Annotated in this window: 18 protein-coding genes, 3 tRNA genes and 2 rRNA genes (1 of these 23 running past the window's edge); 7 read left to right on the top strand and 16 right to left on the bottom strand. The window is 46.0% G+C overall.

The window, feature by feature from the left end; genetic code table 11:
- Both TTER_RS05395 and rrf read left to right on the top strand, forming a co-directional pair.
- Positions 1 to 487, top strand: a 23S ribosomal RNA gene (locus TTER_RS05395); it begins 2,449 nt to the left of the window's first position.
- 57 nt (positions 488 to 544) lie between these two features.
- A 5S ribosomal RNA gene (gene rrf, locus TTER_RS05390) occupies positions 545 to 658 on the top strand.
- Positions 659 to 697: 39 nt separating this feature from the next.
- Here rrf and TTER_RS05385 read toward each other — a convergent pair.
- The 4 genes from TTER_RS05385 to TTER_RS05370 form a co-directional block, all read right to left on the bottom strand.
- Entirely contained in the window at positions 698 to 2,062 is a 1,365-nt protein-coding gene (locus TTER_RS05385; protein ID WP_012875014.1) for a nicotinate phosphoribosyltransferase, read from the bottom strand.
- 2 nt (positions 2,063 to 2,064) lie between these two features.
- Entirely contained in the window at positions 2,065 to 2,793 is a 729-nt protein-coding gene (locus tag TTER_RS05380) for a cysteine hydrolase family protein (RefSeq protein ID WP_012875013.1), read from the bottom strand.
- On the bottom strand, positions 2,780 to 3,271 hold the full coding sequence (locus TTER_RS05375; protein WP_049822960.1) for an NUDIX domain-containing protein: 492 nt from the start codon (positions 3,269 to 3,271) through the stop codon (positions 2,780 to 2,782). Before TTER_RS05375 ends, TTER_RS05380 begins: the two co-directional genes overlap by 14 nt.
- A gap of 208 nt (positions 3,272 to 3,479) precedes the next feature.
- Positions 3,480 to 3,555 (bottom strand) — tRNA-Lys (locus tag TTER_RS05370).
- 119 nt (positions 3,556 to 3,674) lie between these two features.
- Between TTER_RS05370 and TTER_RS14655 the strand changes: the two genes are divergently transcribed.
- Both TTER_RS14655 and TTER_RS05360 read left to right on the top strand, forming a co-directional pair.
- Positions 3,675 to 4,298 (top strand): GNAT family N-acetyltransferase, encoded by a 624-nt coding sequence (locus TTER_RS14655; RefSeq protein ID WP_169302626.1) that lies wholly within the window; start codon positions 3,675 to 3,677, stop codon positions 4,296 to 4,298.
- Positions 4,288 to 5,406: a molybdopterin-binding protein gene (locus tag TTER_RS05360; protein WP_012875010.1), complete on the top strand. Its 1,119-nt coding sequence runs from the start codon at positions 4,288 to 4,290 to the stop codon at positions 5,404 to 5,406. The genes TTER_RS14655 and TTER_RS05360 overlap by 11 nt, the downstream gene beginning before the upstream one ends.
- Here TTER_RS05360 and ybeY read toward each other — a convergent pair.
- The 10 genes from ybeY to TTER_RS05310 form a co-directional block, all read right to left on the bottom strand.
- A complete protein-coding gene (gene ybeY / locus TTER_RS05355) occupies positions 5,392 to 5,880 on the bottom strand; it encodes an rRNA maturation RNase YbeY (protein ID WP_083768800.1) in 489 nt (162 codons plus the stop codon). The genes TTER_RS05360 and ybeY overlap by 15 nt on opposite strands.
- A gap of 9 nt (positions 5,881 to 5,889) precedes the next feature.
- Positions 5,890 to 6,339 carry a GatB/YqeY domain-containing protein gene (locus TTER_RS05350; protein WP_012875008.1) on the bottom strand — a complete coding sequence of 150 codons (450 nt, stop codon included), beginning with the start codon at positions 6,337 to 6,339 and terminating at the stop codon, positions 5,890 to 5,892.
- Positions 6,340 to 6,358: 19 nt separating this feature from the next.
- Positions 6,359 to 6,559: a 30S ribosomal protein S21 gene (gene rpsU, locus TTER_RS05345; RefSeq protein WP_012875007.1), complete on the bottom strand. Its 201-nt coding sequence runs from the start codon at positions 6,557 to 6,559 to the stop codon at positions 6,359 to 6,361.
- Between the two features lie 112 nt (positions 6,560 to 6,671).
- On the bottom strand, positions 6,672 to 7,013 hold the full coding sequence (locus TTER_RS05340; RefSeq protein ID WP_012875006.1) for a histidine triad nucleotide-binding protein: 342 nt from the start codon (positions 7,011 to 7,013) through the stop codon (positions 6,672 to 6,674).
- Complete coding sequence (locus tag TTER_RS05335) at positions 7,006 to 7,209, bottom strand: hypothetical protein (RefSeq protein ID WP_012875005.1); 204 nt, start codon at positions 7,207 to 7,209, stop codon at positions 7,006 to 7,008. Before TTER_RS05335 ends, TTER_RS05340 begins: the two co-directional genes overlap by 8 nt.
- A gap of 11 nt (positions 7,210 to 7,220) precedes the next feature.
- A complete protein-coding gene (locus TTER_RS05330; protein ID WP_012875004.1) occupies positions 7,221 to 7,889 on the bottom strand; it encodes a DedA family protein in 669 nt (222 codons plus the stop codon).
- 99 nt (positions 7,890 to 7,988) lie between these two features.
- Positions 7,989 to 9,920: an ATP-dependent zinc metalloprotease FtsH gene (ftsH, locus tag TTER_RS05325; RefSeq protein WP_012875003.1), complete on the bottom strand. Its 1,932-nt coding sequence runs from the start codon at positions 9,918 to 9,920 to the stop codon at positions 7,989 to 7,991.
- A 164-nt stretch (positions 9,921 to 10,084) separates the two neighbouring features.
- Positions 10,085 to 11,506 (bottom strand): tRNA lysidine(34) synthetase TilS, encoded by a 1,422-nt coding sequence (gene tilS / locus TTER_RS05320; RefSeq protein WP_083768799.1) that lies wholly within the window; start codon positions 11,504 to 11,506, stop codon positions 10,085 to 10,087.
- A gap of 33 nt (positions 11,507 to 11,539) precedes the next feature.
- Positions 11,540 to 11,614 (bottom strand) — tRNA-Met (locus TTER_RS05315).
- A 38-nt stretch (positions 11,615 to 11,652) separates the two neighbouring features.
- Positions 11,653 to 11,727 (bottom strand) — tRNA-Met (locus TTER_RS05310).
- 151 nt (positions 11,728 to 11,878) lie between these two features.
- Between TTER_RS05310 and TTER_RS15745 the strand changes: the two genes are divergently transcribed.
- Genes TTER_RS15745 through TTER_RS05300 form a run of 3 tightly spaced genes read left to right on the top strand, consistent with a single transcriptional unit; the run spans position 11,879 to position 13,385 of the window.
- Entirely contained in the window at positions 11,879 to 12,031 is a 153-nt protein-coding gene (locus tag TTER_RS15745) for a hypothetical protein (protein WP_012875001.1), read from the top strand.
- 24 nt (positions 12,032 to 12,055) lie between these two features.
- Entirely contained in the window at positions 12,056 to 13,030 is a 975-nt protein-coding gene (locus TTER_RS05305) for a tyrosine-type recombinase/integrase (protein ID WP_012875000.1), read from the top strand.
- Entirely contained in the window at positions 13,017 to 13,385 is a 369-nt protein-coding gene (locus TTER_RS05300; protein WP_012874999.1) for a cyclic-di-AMP receptor, read from the top strand. Before TTER_RS05305 ends, TTER_RS05300 begins: the two co-directional genes overlap by 14 nt.
- Here the strand turns inward: TTER_RS05300 and TTER_RS15325 are convergent.
- Complete coding sequence (locus TTER_RS15325) at positions 13,350 to 13,892, bottom strand: ComF family protein (protein WP_169302625.1); 543 nt, start codon at positions 13,890 to 13,892, stop codon at positions 13,350 to 13,352. The two genes, TTER_RS05300 and TTER_RS15325, sit on opposite strands and share 36 nt — an antisense overlap.
- A gap of 106 nt (positions 13,893 to 13,998) precedes the next feature.
- Entirely contained in the window at positions 13,999 to 14,343 is a 345-nt protein-coding gene (locus tag TTER_RS05290) for a DUF192 domain-containing protein (protein WP_012874997.1), read from the bottom strand.
- Positions 14,344 to 14,375 lie beyond the last annotated feature (32 nt).

The following is a 14,375-nucleotide window of genomic DNA, read 5'->3' as shown; positions in this document are numbered from 1 at the left end:
TACCGCGTGGAAGGGCCGTGGCCTAACGGATAGAAGCTACCCCGGGGATAACAGGCTGATCCTGCCCAAGAGTTCACATCGACGGCAGGGTTTGGCACCTCGATGTCGGCTCGTCTCATCCTGGGGCCGGAGTAGGTCCCAAGGGTTGGGCTGTTCGCCCATTAAAGAGGCACGCGAGCTGGGTTCAGAACGTCGTGAGACAGTTCGGTCTCTATCCGTCGCGGGCGCAGGAGGTTGTGAGGGGATCCGTCCCTAGTACGAGAGGACCGGGATGGACGGACCTACGGTGTACCGGTTGTCAAGAGTTGGCACCGCCGGGTAGCCGAGTCCGGTCGGGATAACCGCTGAAAGCATCTAAGCGGGAAGCCCACCCCAGGATTAGACCTCCCCACTAGACCCCAGGAAGATGACCTGGTAGATAGGCCGCAGGTGCAAGCACCGTAAGGTGTGCAGCCAAGCGGTACTAACGGTCGACCGTCTTGCCCGCCTCCATCCTCCCCTTACGACAAGATCCAAATTACCCCATCCGCTACCCATAACACGGGAGCGTGGCTCAAGCGGAGGGGAACCACCCGGCCCCATCCCGAACCCGGTAGTGAAACCCTCCAGCACCAATGATACTGGCTCTCCCAGCCGGAAAAGTAGGCCGCCGCGCTCCCTACCCCTTACCACACCACACCTCTGCATGACTACACATCTAATAATCAGGACGAACCCTTTCCAGAGCAGGATTACTCCCAGGTCTTCTGCCAGCCTTAGCCATCTCTATCCACTCACCATTCACGCGCACCCTGACGACGTCCGCGGTGAAATCAGTGTTAGTACCATCATCCTTAGAGTTATTAAAAAGCCATGAGCCCACAGCATATATGTCTACAGGCACTCCAAGCTGCTCAAATTTCTTTATCCTCTCAGGTGTAAAACCTCCACTAGCAACAATCTTGACCTGTCTGCACCATTCCTTAGCTCGCTCCTCCCACTCAGGTGGTAAGTCCCAATCCTTCCAAGCATTATCCATGGCGTTACGCATATTGAATATCAGTCTCGGAACCACCCCAAGGTCAAGTTCAGGATCACCTAGGGGTTCTACACTTTTATCACGTAGCGAACCCGATGTGTCTGGTCTGACACCATAGAGTCTAAACTTCTCAGCCTCTTCATAATTACCCTCATCGACGCATCTCTTGAATTCCATAAACATAGCTCTCATAACTTGCAAAGTGTCGGAAACACAGTCATTATGAAAGTCTACGAGAGCTACCCTTGGTATGTCTACAGGGCGAGTGCGAGCAAACGCCATCATAGCTGCGGCAGTGTCACCAAGAAAGGAAGCTATCGCAGCGTGCGCTATAGTGCCACCTCCTAGCCCTCCCCACCAGCTACCTTGTTCATCAGTGCTCACACTAATACCAGCATCTTTAGCGTATTTATGATTGAATAACTGTACAGCTATGCTGTATGCGTAACCATCAGCAGCTTGGACTTCGTGGGCATCGAACCTAGCAGGGAAAAAGAGCACTGTTTTACCATTAGCTGCCTTGAGTGTCTCATAGACATTAGTTGCAACCCTAGATCCCCTAGTAAGAACACCTACTATAGGTGTCTCCAGAAGAGCGAAATCCCTGTATCTACCTCTAATACGCATTACGGGCACAACATTGGAAGGATCACCATCATATGGCACCATTTCGCCGTCATGCACGGCCTCTACTTCCAATTTATCGAATGTGTTCACGAAACACCCATTTTTATCATAGTACCCAGTACACTCTCTTAATATAGCTAGCGCCTTATCTACTCCCACCACGACAGCATAAGGCTTCCTACGATGGAATATCTGCATTTCGACTTCTATGTTACCAATCTCATTAGCCCCAAGCCCCTTAGTGGCTCCAATAGAAGTAGGGGAGCTCCACTCTACTGGATAACCATCCTCGGCCAGAGCGGTCAATAATCCTACTATATTCAAGAAATACTTATCGCTATACCAACCCTGACGCATGCGTTCAACATCAAGCTTGAACGTCGAAACAGGCAAACGCTTACGATCAAATACACTCACAGCTACTTCCCCCAAGTAACTGTTGATACGACTTTGCAGCCAACTAGAGCTATATGATAAAGGAATAGTTGGTGCATAAGATCGCCAGGATGAGGCAAGGCACCTATCTTCAGTGCATCCTCGACCCTTATATCATACGTATCTACCAAATTGGCAGGCACTACAACGTCCACCTGCCTCTCATGTAGGTAATTAGCAAAAAGCCGCAAGAAAACAGAAGACTGGTAAACACAGAGATCAGTACAATCCCCCATAATTACAAAGGTGCTGACGCCCTCATTGATAAACTTGGTAATTTGGGCGTCTATACCAGTACCTATAGCTGGGCTCAAGGTAGGTTTATCAATGTAGATAAACTCAGAAGAGAAAGGCAAGCTCTTGATCTCTTCAACTGTCTCTTCCTCACCAGAACCCTTCACACAGTGAGGGGGAAAAGCACTGAACTCCCTATCATCTTGTTTGTGTGTGTCCTCAACAACTATAAAACGCCTTACACCAACGCTATATGCATCAGATAAAGACTGCTTTATAGGCTTTATAAGAGCTCCTATCCTATCACTAGCAAGATTACCGGTCTTACAGAAACCATTGACCATATCTACAACCATTATCGCTACATTCTGGCCATCAGCTATCTCCTGCTTAGGCAGAGAACTAATCCATTCATCTAGCCATCTTAGAAATGCTGAACGCTCGTTATCGGTTGAACCTGTCATACTATTTTCCATCATGAGACTTGCCTCCGCATTGCTGAAGCTGTAACATAATCTTGCTTTTATCTTCACTGGAAAGCCATTCAGGGTTTATTAGTCCCTTTCTAATAGCATCTATAGCACAGATACACATTGTAGAGATAATATCCCCGTGATCAAATGCCAACTCGTCAGGAATAGATTGCAGATCAAATATTTGTACCTTGGAAGCATCTGATCCAGCCTGTAATCTAACCTCTTGTAACAGCGACAAACAAGCAAATGGAATACTTATCACCCTTCCTCGGGGATCTCTATGAGGATCGTCGAAGGCTGGCCCTTCTATTAGGTCTTGAGGCACGACTCCTATCTCTTCCCGTGCTTCACGAGCTGCAGCCTTTCGTAATGTCTCATCTATTTCCACGAATCCCCCTGGAAGGGCCCAATATCCTTTGAAAGGGTCATTTAGTCTCTGTACAAGCGGTAGGTAGAGCTTATTGCCATCCCAAAGAAACATTACCAAGTCTACTGTAAGTGAGGGCTTAGGATAGTCACTGTGCTGCATAGCTTAACCCACAAAAAGTAGGGTGCAAGAAGTACCATTCTGGCCCTGATTGCAGATTATAGCACACAGCAAAAAGATGTAAGCTCCTAAAGTAAATATAAAAACGAGAGCTTCCAACAAAAATGAGGAAGCTCTCGTTTAGATGCTATTTGTGCTTCACTGGTGAGCCGCGTAGGACTCGAACCTACAACCCGCTGATTAAGAGTCAGCTGCTCTACCAATTGAGCTAGCGGCCCTTGCCACACACTAATATACAATGTCGATCTATATACGTCAAGGAATAATTGGGGATATTTCTTGCTATATTAAAGCCAGGTCGCCCATTGGTAAATACACAATAGAAGGCTATTACAACGTGGATACAGAAACATTTATTGCTAGAGGCCAGAAAATATATCTTCGTGAGTTCACCCGCGCTGACGTTGATGAATGGGTTAACTGGCCTCCTCATGTCGATCCTCTATTCCAAGACTATAATCCTCCTCGACTGAGTCCTCTCGAGAGGGATATTTGGTACATAGAACATGCCTCAAGGTCTGATATGATGCTTTTTGCTATTGCAGACGAGGATGGCAAACTCATTGGAAGACTATTTCTAAGGCAGGTAGATCGGTCTAAGAAATCAGCAGTACTAGGTATAGATCTGCGCAGTGACAAGCTAGACAAGGGTTATGGAACTGATGCATTGCAAACCTTCGCCAGATACTATTTTGAGGTATTAGGATACAAAGTGCTTAGGTTGGATGTTGCTGCCTTCAATAGAAGAGCTCAGCGAGTTTATGAAAAAGTGGGTTTTATATATACTGGTGAACACTGGAGCTCGTATCCACCACCATACTTCTCCGAGGTTTTTTCTGAAGATAAGTATGAGAATATTAGAGGATACTTTCGCCGAACAGGCAGCGGTATATCAGTAAAGCACTACGATATGGAATTAACCAGAGACCGTTGGAGTGAAAGGCAAAAGTATGAAGGCTGACATATTATCTATAGGTGCTGAGATACTGGCAGGAGAAATAGTAGATACCAATGCAGCATATATAGCAAGGAAACTAGTAAACTTAGGTATAGAACTTCAGAGGGTCACTCAAGTTGGAGATAATCTAGCTGATATAGTCGACGCACTCTCACAGGCTCGCTCTAGATCAGACGTTATCATCTGTACTGGTGGCATAGGTCCTACTCCCGACGATCTAACTAGGGAAGCTGTGGCTCAACTATTGGGGGAAGAACTTAGTGTTGATCCAAATCTAGAGTCAAAGCTGCGAGATTTCTTTAGAAGTCGTGGCTCAAATATGCCTTCTATGAATATCAAACAGGCCACTCTCATACCTAGTGCAAGGCCACTTGACAACAAATGGGGAACTGCGCCTGGCTGGTGGGTAGAGAAGGATAATAAGATCATCGTGCTGCTACCTGGGGTGCCTAGAGAGATGTATGCCTTATGGGAGCATGAAGTAGAGCCTAGGCTAAGAGACATATCTCGACAACACATAGTTACAAAGACCATAAAGACTTGCGGGCTCGGAGAATCTACAGTAGCGGACATGCTTGGGACATTATTTAGTTCTAGTAACCCACTTCTAGGGACTTATGCAAGAGCCGATGGTGTTCATGTTGTTGTCAGATCGATTGGAGATACACGAGAGGAGGCAGAGAAACTAGCTGAGGAAGTGGTTTCTAAGATCAGGATCATCCTTGAAAGATATATTTGGGCAGAAGGCGATGTTGATTTGCCCCAATTGGTATGTAAGCTGCTTTCCGACGCCAAGAAGACATTATCTACTCATGAGTGGGCTAGTATGGGACTGTTATCAAAAAGTATTCTAACTCAAGGAGCAAACTCCATATTTGCTGGAGGTGTAGTAGGTGGCGAACAACAAATACCTGCTGACCTACTTCTTGAAACTAGTAAAGCTGTCGAACAGAGTGGTAGCTTGAAATGCCTGGTAAGGCTGGTAGACCTAATCAACAACGATGAATTGGCTAAGAACGAAGTGTATGCCAGCTCTATTGATGCGCTAGCTGAAAGGTCTACTGTGAGTGCCCTACACCTAGTACGCAGTTATCTGTCATGTAGAGGATGATAGGTTATCAGAGTTGGTGAATGTGGATAGGGCCTTAGATACTATATAATCTACACGCTTCTGCATCTCTTCTCTCTCTTGGGGAGTTTGATCATCCCACCCTAAGAGATGAAGCAATCCATGTACCGCCAACACGCTTACTTCGGTCTCAACAGGATGGCCCTGGTCCCTAGCTTGTGCCTCCGCGGTCTCACACGAGACCGCTATATCGCCTAGAAAATGAAAGTTTTCTCTCTCAAAATCCGATGATGGCCAGGACATCACATCAGTAGGCCCCTCGATTCCCATATGCTCGAGATGCAACTTCGCGATCTGATCATCATCAGTCAACAATATAGACACAGAATGGCCCTCTGGAACTTCTTCTTCCCTTAGAGCCACACATATAGCTCTCTGTACATACGGGATAAAGCGAGATAATTGATCAGAGCTTACAGTGATATCAACAGAGTATTTCTGGTTACTATTGGACACTTCTTAAAGTCAGGAATTCTCAAGCATTTCTTTAGCCAAATTACTTACAATTTTCCCATCTGCCCTACCCCTAACCTGTGGCATAACTACCGACATTACCTTACCCAGATCCTTAGAAGATTGAGCGCCGGTAGTCAAAATAGCCTGAGCTACAATCTGCCTTATTTCCTCCTCGCTCATCTCTGCAGGCAGATATGATTGTATGATCTCGAGTTCCCGTCTTTCTTTCTCTGCTACGTCGGGTCGTCCTAACCTCTCATACTCCTCTATAGACTCTTTTCTACGTTTAGCTTCTCGTTGTAAGACAGAGAGCTCCTGCTGGTAATCCAGAGGAGCTCTATTTTCTATCTGCTGATTCTTCAAAGCAGCTAGCAGTAACCTTATCACGCTCTTACGATTATCATCACCTGAGCGCAAAGCTTCCTTAAGGTCGTTATTAAGCCTCTCGGTGATACTCAACTACTAATCGTCCTCCAAGTTATCTGCTTTGTTGCTGCTTCAGCTTGGCTTCTATCTTGCGCCTGCGAGCCGCTTCCTTGCGCTTCCGGCGCACGCTTGGCTTCTCATAATGCTCTCGTCTGCGCGCCTCAGACAATATACCTGCCTGCTGCACTTTTTTGTTGAAGCGACGCAGAGCGCTCTCGAAGCTCTCGTTTTCACCTACTACAACTTCGGCCATGCGCGCATTTCACCCCCCTTCTGTCCTGGAGTCGCGCGGCCGTTACAGGCCAACGTGTTGGACGCGTGATTATAAACAGCAGAGATAGGATATGTCAATAGCTCCAACAATATCAGCCGGGAGGCCAACTCATACTGCGTCCACCAAGCAAATGCAGATGCAAGTGATTGACACTTTGCCCCGCCTCTGGTCCAGTATTGATTACAACACGATAACCAGAGTCATCGATATCTAGCTTTCGAGCAAGCTCTGATGCCGTTAGGATAAGCTTGCCTGCTAGTGATTGATCCTGCAGTTGGTCAAGAGAGGCAATATGAGATACGGGAATAACCAATACATGCACGGGAGCCATGGGATTTATATCCCTGAAAGCAACCACATCCTGGTCACGCCAAACTTCATCAGCTGATATCTCTTTATTTGCAATCTTACAAAAGATGCAATCCTCAGCCACCAATCACCTCCGCAATAGTTTTAGTATTTTCCTCTCTTTCCCTAGCTTGCTTTTCCGCCTTATAGGTCCTATATACTACCAAGAGGGCTATAAGAAGCGTAAAAATATCAAAGCCACCAACGCGCCTAGATTGGGATCTAAAGAGTCTATAAGACAATAACATTCTGGCCAAAGGTAAACGCCTCTTCTTAGGCATTACAGGCTCCTCTACTCGCCTTCCGGTGTATAACTAGAATTGTTAAAGTCAAACTCTCTGAATTCTGACCACTTATGCTTTATATAAAGCAACAAAAGCACAAGTAGAGCTATGAGGATAGGTATATCGAATGGTCTCATATAAGCCCTTATAACTTCCCAGTTCTCTCCTGTTATGTAACCTAACCAAGCCAAGAAAGTGCACCATATAAAAGAACCTATAAAAGTGTAAATAGTAAACCTGATTGGGTGCATCCTTACCACGCCGGCTGGAAAGCTCACGAAAGTACGAACCACTGGTAGAAGTCTGCTAAAGAATGCGATCTTATCTCCCCAACGATCAAACCACTTCTCAGCTCTGTGCAGGTCCCTTTTACTTATAAGCAACCACCTTCCATATTTCTCGACAAATGGCCTCCCCCCCCAAATACCCAGAGCATAATTGGTCAGAGATCCTATCGTGTTTCCAATAGCTCCCCAGAAACCAGCCCAAAATACAAAGTACAGAGGCAGGTTTTGCTCTTTTATCAGCATCCAACCAGCCAATGGCATTATAACTTCAGATGGCAGGGGTACATTAGCGCTTTCTATAGCCATTGCCACCAGAACGCCGATCCAGCCCAAAGACTGCATCAGGTCCCTTAGTAATTCAATTACCCATTGCTCAAAACCATGCAGCAAATGTAGCCTCCTATGTGCAATTATTTAGCCCTAAGATAACACAAGAGTGGGAGAAGGATTTTGTATCTCTTCTCCCACTCTCTAGGCGATATCAATACGCTACGCCGGTGCTAATCCTCCAGATAGGTCCGGCAATCCCTTCAGCTTATCATCTTCCTGAGGCTTAACTTCCTTAGTCTTGCCGCCCAGCTGGGGTATTGGCACTACCTTAGGCTGAGGTCTTGGAGTATCGAACAGAGACTCCATATCTTCGTTATCCAGAGTCTCCTTCTCCACGAGCAAGGAAGCAAGCGCGATGAGCTTGTCCATGTTCTCAGTTAGTATCTGCTTAGCTCTCTGATAGGCATTATCAATAAGCTTACGTATTTCCTGGTCTATCTGCAGTGCTATCTCATCACTATAGTTACGTTGCTCGCTTATCTCCCTACCGAGGAAGATAAGCTCTTCCTTGTGCCCCAAGGCTACAGGACCCAACTTCTCACTCATTCCATACTCAGTAACCATCTTGCGAGCTATGTTAGTAGCCTGCTGAATATCATTCTCGGCACCTGTGCTGATCTCGTGGAATATCAGTTCCTCAGCTACTCTACCTCCCATCGCAAAAGCGAGAGTATCCTCGAATTGGCTCTTAGTCATAAGATGTCGGTCTTCAGTGGGTAGCACTCTGGTATAGCCCCCGGCCATACCTCGCGCTACGATGGTTATTTTGTGCACCGGATCCATATTGGGAAGCATTCGGGCTACCAAAGCATGACCCGCCTCGTGGTAGGCCGTAACCCACTTTTCACGCTCAGTAATTATCCTACTCTTGCGTTCGGGTCCAGCAACTACTCTATCTATGGCGTCTTCAAAGTCTTGCCGTGTTATGACCTTGTGATTTCTCCTAGCAGCTAGAATTGCTGCTTCATTTACGGTGTTCTCGAGATCGGCACCAGAGAAGCCCGTAGTTTGCTTAGCCAAAGCATGCAGGGATACGTCTTTGTCTATAGGTTTGCCCCTGGTATGAACTCTAAGTATAGCCTCTCTACCCCTTATATCAGGGCGATCAAGCACAACCTGACGATCAAATCTGCCAGGTCTAAGGAGGGCTGGATCAAGCACATCTGGACGGTTAGTCGCAGCTATAACTATGACATTGGTGTTGGTATCAAAGCCGTCCATCTCAACCAATATTTGGTTGAGCGTCTGCTCACGCTCATCGTGACTACCACCTAGACCAGCCCCTCTTTGCCGACCTACAGCGTCGATCTCATCGATGAACACAATACACGGAGCATTCCTCTTTGCCTGATCGAAAAGGTCCCTCACTCTTGAGGCGCCAACACCGACAAACATCTCTACGAATTCCGAGCCTGATATGCTGAAGAAAGGTACTCCAGCTTCCCCAGCAACAGCCCGACTTAGTAGAGTCTTTCCAGTACCAGGTGGACCCACCAAAAGCACTCCTCTCGGTATCCTTGCACCGAGAGCCGCAAACTTTTCTGGATACTTAAGGAACTCTACGATCTCAGCTAGCTCTTCCTTAGCTTCTTGCACTCCCGCCACATCATCAAATTTCACTGTAGGCTTATTGCCATTGAAAAGCCTTGCACGACTCTTACCAAACGAGAGCGCCTGATTATTTGTTCCCTGAGCCTGCCTCATAAAGAAGAGGAAGACTCCGATAAGGAACAGGGTTGGCAATATAAAACTAAGTACACCTAACCAGTTGCTCCAAGAAGAAGCGGGTTTAATATCTATCTTGATGTTAGACTCGTCAACACCGCTCCTATCCAAAGCTTCCTGAATAGGTATCTGGGTACGAGACCTCTTTATCTCGCCATCATTGTATCTGACGACGATATCGCTACTATCCACTTGGCCTTGGATAGACTCTATCTTACCTGCCTTGGCATCCTGAATAACTTCAGTAATTGGTACTTCAGGAATACGGGATTGACGATTCGAGAATAGAGTCATCCATACAGTGAGAAGAACTACTGCCGCAACCAGCCATACTAGGCTGTTGCGCCAAAGCTTTCTATCGTTCATAGGGGCCTCCGGCAATATTCATATTCCTTCCAAATATTTATTTCTAAGGGTTCTATGGCTTAGAAGCCGGTCCCTCAAGCGATTATAGCGACGCACGAGAGACCAGTCAATTTACTTTACAGAATAAAAATACTAGGGGTTTACTCTTGCTAGAAGTGCTACATTTAATTGCCCTTTCTGTAAAATCTAATGCAAACATAGGGTTCATAATTATACAAGATCTTATGTCGATCATCTATCCTCCAGCCTACCAACCATATGATCTCTCCATCCTGCTCTATAACGGGTACATGCTCTCTAATAAAATAAGGCACTTTGCGATCAAGTAGGAACTCATCCACAGTCTTTTCAAATTTCATGCCAAGGGGAATAAACTTATCGCTTCTTCTGGCTGGCCTTAGCCTTATCTTGTTAATATCACAAACAACATGCTCGTGAAGGTTATTTCCAGGCAAGGCATGCGGTTGAACCAATGCTGCGGATGGAGTTACCTCCCAATCCCAGTTTGGAGACAGTGTGCCATCGTCCTCCATCAAGGGAAGTGAGTAGATTGCATCCATGGGTAATATTCCTGCCCAGACTATTAACGCCTGCGGGGCCTTAATTGCCCTTATACCCCCTGGCAGGTCGATACTATTCCCAGATTTACTCCTGGCCAAGAGGTAAAGGGCTTCTAGATGCCTTGCACCAAAACCCTCGTCAGATCCAAAGGCTTGAGATAACGCCATCTTGAGAGCACGAATGATCAAAGACCTGGGGCTGTTCATCACTGCTACAAGCTCAACAGAAATAAAATTATGTCTAATGATAGAATGTTGAGCTAGAAAATCCAGGGCACGGCTATCAAGAAGGCGCTTCTCCTGCTGAAGGATACTGGTCGTAAGAGCTATATGCTTAACCACCTCCTGATTTGCCTGCTTCAAGGCTGGCAAAACAAGGTGTCTAATCTTATTTCTTGTGAAATCTAATGATAAGTTACTGGGGTCTTCTATAACTGGGAGGGAATTTAACCTGCAGTAGTTTCTAATGTCTTCATGAGCAATACCTAAGAAAGGTCTGACAAGTTCTACATCAGGATTACCAGGTACCCTATCTATAGGTAACATGCCGCAAAGTCCATCTAAACCAGTCCCCCTAGCTAGATTGAGCAAAAAAGTCTCAGCTTGATCCTGTTGGTTATGGGCAACACAAACCAGAGCATTTTCCTTCCTAGCACAAGCTGCCAAGAAGTCGTACCTATACTTACGGGCTGTATCCTCTATAGAAGCCTTAGCCTGCAATGCAGCTCCAGCTACATCGGCACTACCCAGATAGAAATTCACGTCAAATTGCTCTATATACTTTGCTAGCTGACTCGCCTGATCTGAGCTTTCGGGCCTGAGCCTATGATCAAAGTGTGCTACTGAGATATTTATCCCTAAAATGCTTCGAAGCTCATAAAGAACATGGAAGAGAGCTATCGAATCAGCCCCACCACTTAAACCGAGGATCAAATTATGTCCTCTAATGTATTCCAGCTGTTCTTTGCTAGATGACAGGAAATTATGCAGGAAGGAGTCTGGAGTGGAGGAATTAAGACCAGTCACAAGTAGAATACCAGATAGAGATCTATCAAGAATTGGTGGCGAGGGTGAGATTCGAACTCACGACCAAGGGCTTATGAGTCCCCTGCTCTACCGCTGAGCTACCTCGCCTCTCACCTAGACAAAAAGGTGGGGCCTTTCGGCCCCACTGGTTGCGGGAGTGGGATTCGAACCCACGACCTTCGGGTTATGAGCCCGACGAGCTGCCGCTGCTCCATCCCGCGTCGACACTAGTAGTATAAGCTAGCAGTCGGGTTCTTGTCAACCCTACAGAAGGCACACCTAATATCGAGCCCAGAACCTGCAATAGCATGCTGTATATCTAATGTCCTTATGAGTATAATACGCTCAGAAAATATCAACGGAGGGTTGAGAATGAGGCTGATAGTTAACATCCTGGCTGTAATAGGTGGAATAACCGTAGCTGCTCTACTCGCTTTGGCAGGTCTCATACTCTCTTGGGAAATAGAGCTCAGGCGAAACGAGGCACAACTAGAAGATGAAACTGTTGAGGTGCCTGTATCATAGCAACTGAGTTAGTAGGATGGAAGTATGAGTAATCAAGGACAGCAAGAATCGTTGCCCGTGCAGCTGTCCCTATTTGATATCGAAATTCCTGGGTTGGGGCACAAACAACGCAGGAATAAATTAGATAAGAGATCTATAACCCCAGAAAGTGACCTTCAGACTGCTCGGTTCTGGTTCAAAGTACATCTTGAGTCTAGTGGACATCCCAAAAATACGGTATACGCATACACCAATGATCTGGCAGTCCTAATAGATACCATAGGCAACAAGACGCTTAGGCAGATAAACGAAAAGGACATAGGCGCATACCTAAGCTCAGCACATAAAAAGAGCACTAGGAAAAGGAGACTAACATCTCTTAGAGAATTCTATGCGTATCTTATACATGATCTCAGACTACAGATAAATGATCCGACAACACCTTTCTATCCCGAGAGAGTTAATCTGAAGACTCCAGTACCACTCTTTCCGGAAGAGCAAAAACGCCTTTTAGCTACTGCCAGAAATTTAGGTGATAAGTACTTTCTAATGGTGTACCTGATGCTGAAACTAGGACTAACCAGGACTGAGTTATTAGCACTCAAGAAACAACATGTGGATGTGTCCGATCCATCAGAACCAATTATATATATCAACTATGGCGATCCCCGTTGGAGACACAAAGACAGAGTACTAAAAGCTGATAAAGAATTCTCTGAAACCTATATTCAATATAGGGATACTATTGAAAGTGATACTCTATTCCCTATAATACCTCAATCAGTGAACGCCATACTCCATAGGATTGCAAAGATAGCCGAGATAGATAAGCAGGTAACACCTCAGCTGCTTAGAGACACGTTTGGCGTTGGGCAAGCAAAGAGCGGCAAGACCGAGGAAGAGCTGCTAGCGATACTGGGATTGGCTGATGACCCCAGAAACAGGGATAGCGTACGCAGATACATCCGTCTGGCAAATCCCATGGGAGAAGTAGGAGATACCTCAAGTGACAGCAAATAATCCTAAAAATCAAAAACTCGTAATCACAGTAGTCCAAAAGGATGATGGGGAAAATGTGCTCAATGCACTTCACAGAGATGGGTACGCATCGCTCCTCATAAGTAGTTCAGGCGGCTTCTTGAGAAGGGGAAATGCCACTATTCTAACACTCTGCAGCTCAGAAGCTGTGGACAAGGTAATCAAAATCATAGCGGATCATGCTAGTGAAAGAACTGAGATAAAAGAGCCCAACCTGGGAGTACAGGTTAGCGAGTGGTATGTACCTCAAAGTGTGAAAATCCAAAGGGGAGGTGCTAGTATCTGGGTGCTTGATGCAGAGTTAGCGGGTTATGTCCGCGCTGGAGCTTTCAAGTAAAGCACGGGCAAACACTACCCCATGAACATCTTTAGCTCCAGATTCTAATAAGACCTTGGCACACTCACTCAAAGTCGCTCCAGTAGTTAGCACATCATCAACTAGTAACACCAAATCTCCGGACAACTTCATATCGGCCACAAATGCACCTTGAACGTTGCGCCAACGCTCCTCTCCATTGAGCATATATTGAGGGCTAGTAATCCTAGTCCTGCTTAGCACACCTTTCATAGGTATACTCGTAAAGTTAGATAAGTACCTACCTATAACCTCGGATTGGTTGTATCCCCTATAGCGCCTTCTCTTACGATGCATCGGCACTGGTACGATAACACTGTAGCTATCTTGGGGAACAAGCGGAGCAATCTGCTGCGCCATCCATTTACCGATAGAGAACACTCCTCTGTACTTAAATTCATGCACCAGCTCTCGAATGGTATCGGTGTATGCATAGACAGCATAGGTTGCAGTTAGATTAGGAACAGCCCCAATAGTCAATGAGTCCACACGGACACAACTAGCTAGGCAACTGGCACAAACCCAACTGCCAGATGATGCACAACGCACGCAGCGCTTAGGATAAAGAATATCCCATAACTTGTCCAGGTAATCATCAATCCTGGAAAACAATTACATCCCCCACCCTAACATCATTACGCGCCAGAGTACCTGCAGGTAGTTCAATTACCTTCCTAGCATTCTTGACTATACCGGTTACACGCCAAGGTTTGAGCTCACTATACATTCGCAGCACACGATTATCCTCATCTAGGAACAGCGCATCTATCGGAAATCGCATAAAGAAACAGTGAATGCTATTGCATGGCATAATCATCAAACCCATACCCTCGGGTAAACTCTTCTTCCCCATTAGCCCTACAAAGCGCGAGAAGAAATTACCCGCTACAGAGCAATCAACACATAATGGACGACCGTTTCTAGCAACTATAACTTTCACTCTTGCGGTAATCCTAATACTTTACTAAATCT

This window comes from Thermobaculum terrenum ATCC BAA-798, from assembly GCF_000025005.1.
Lineage (GTDB): Bacteria > Chloroflexota > Chloroflexia > Thermobaculales > Thermobaculaceae > Thermobaculum > Thermobaculum terrenum.
The sequence above is the reverse complement of the archived record's forward strand: the minus strand, read 5'-3'. Positions and strand labels throughout refer to the sequence as shown.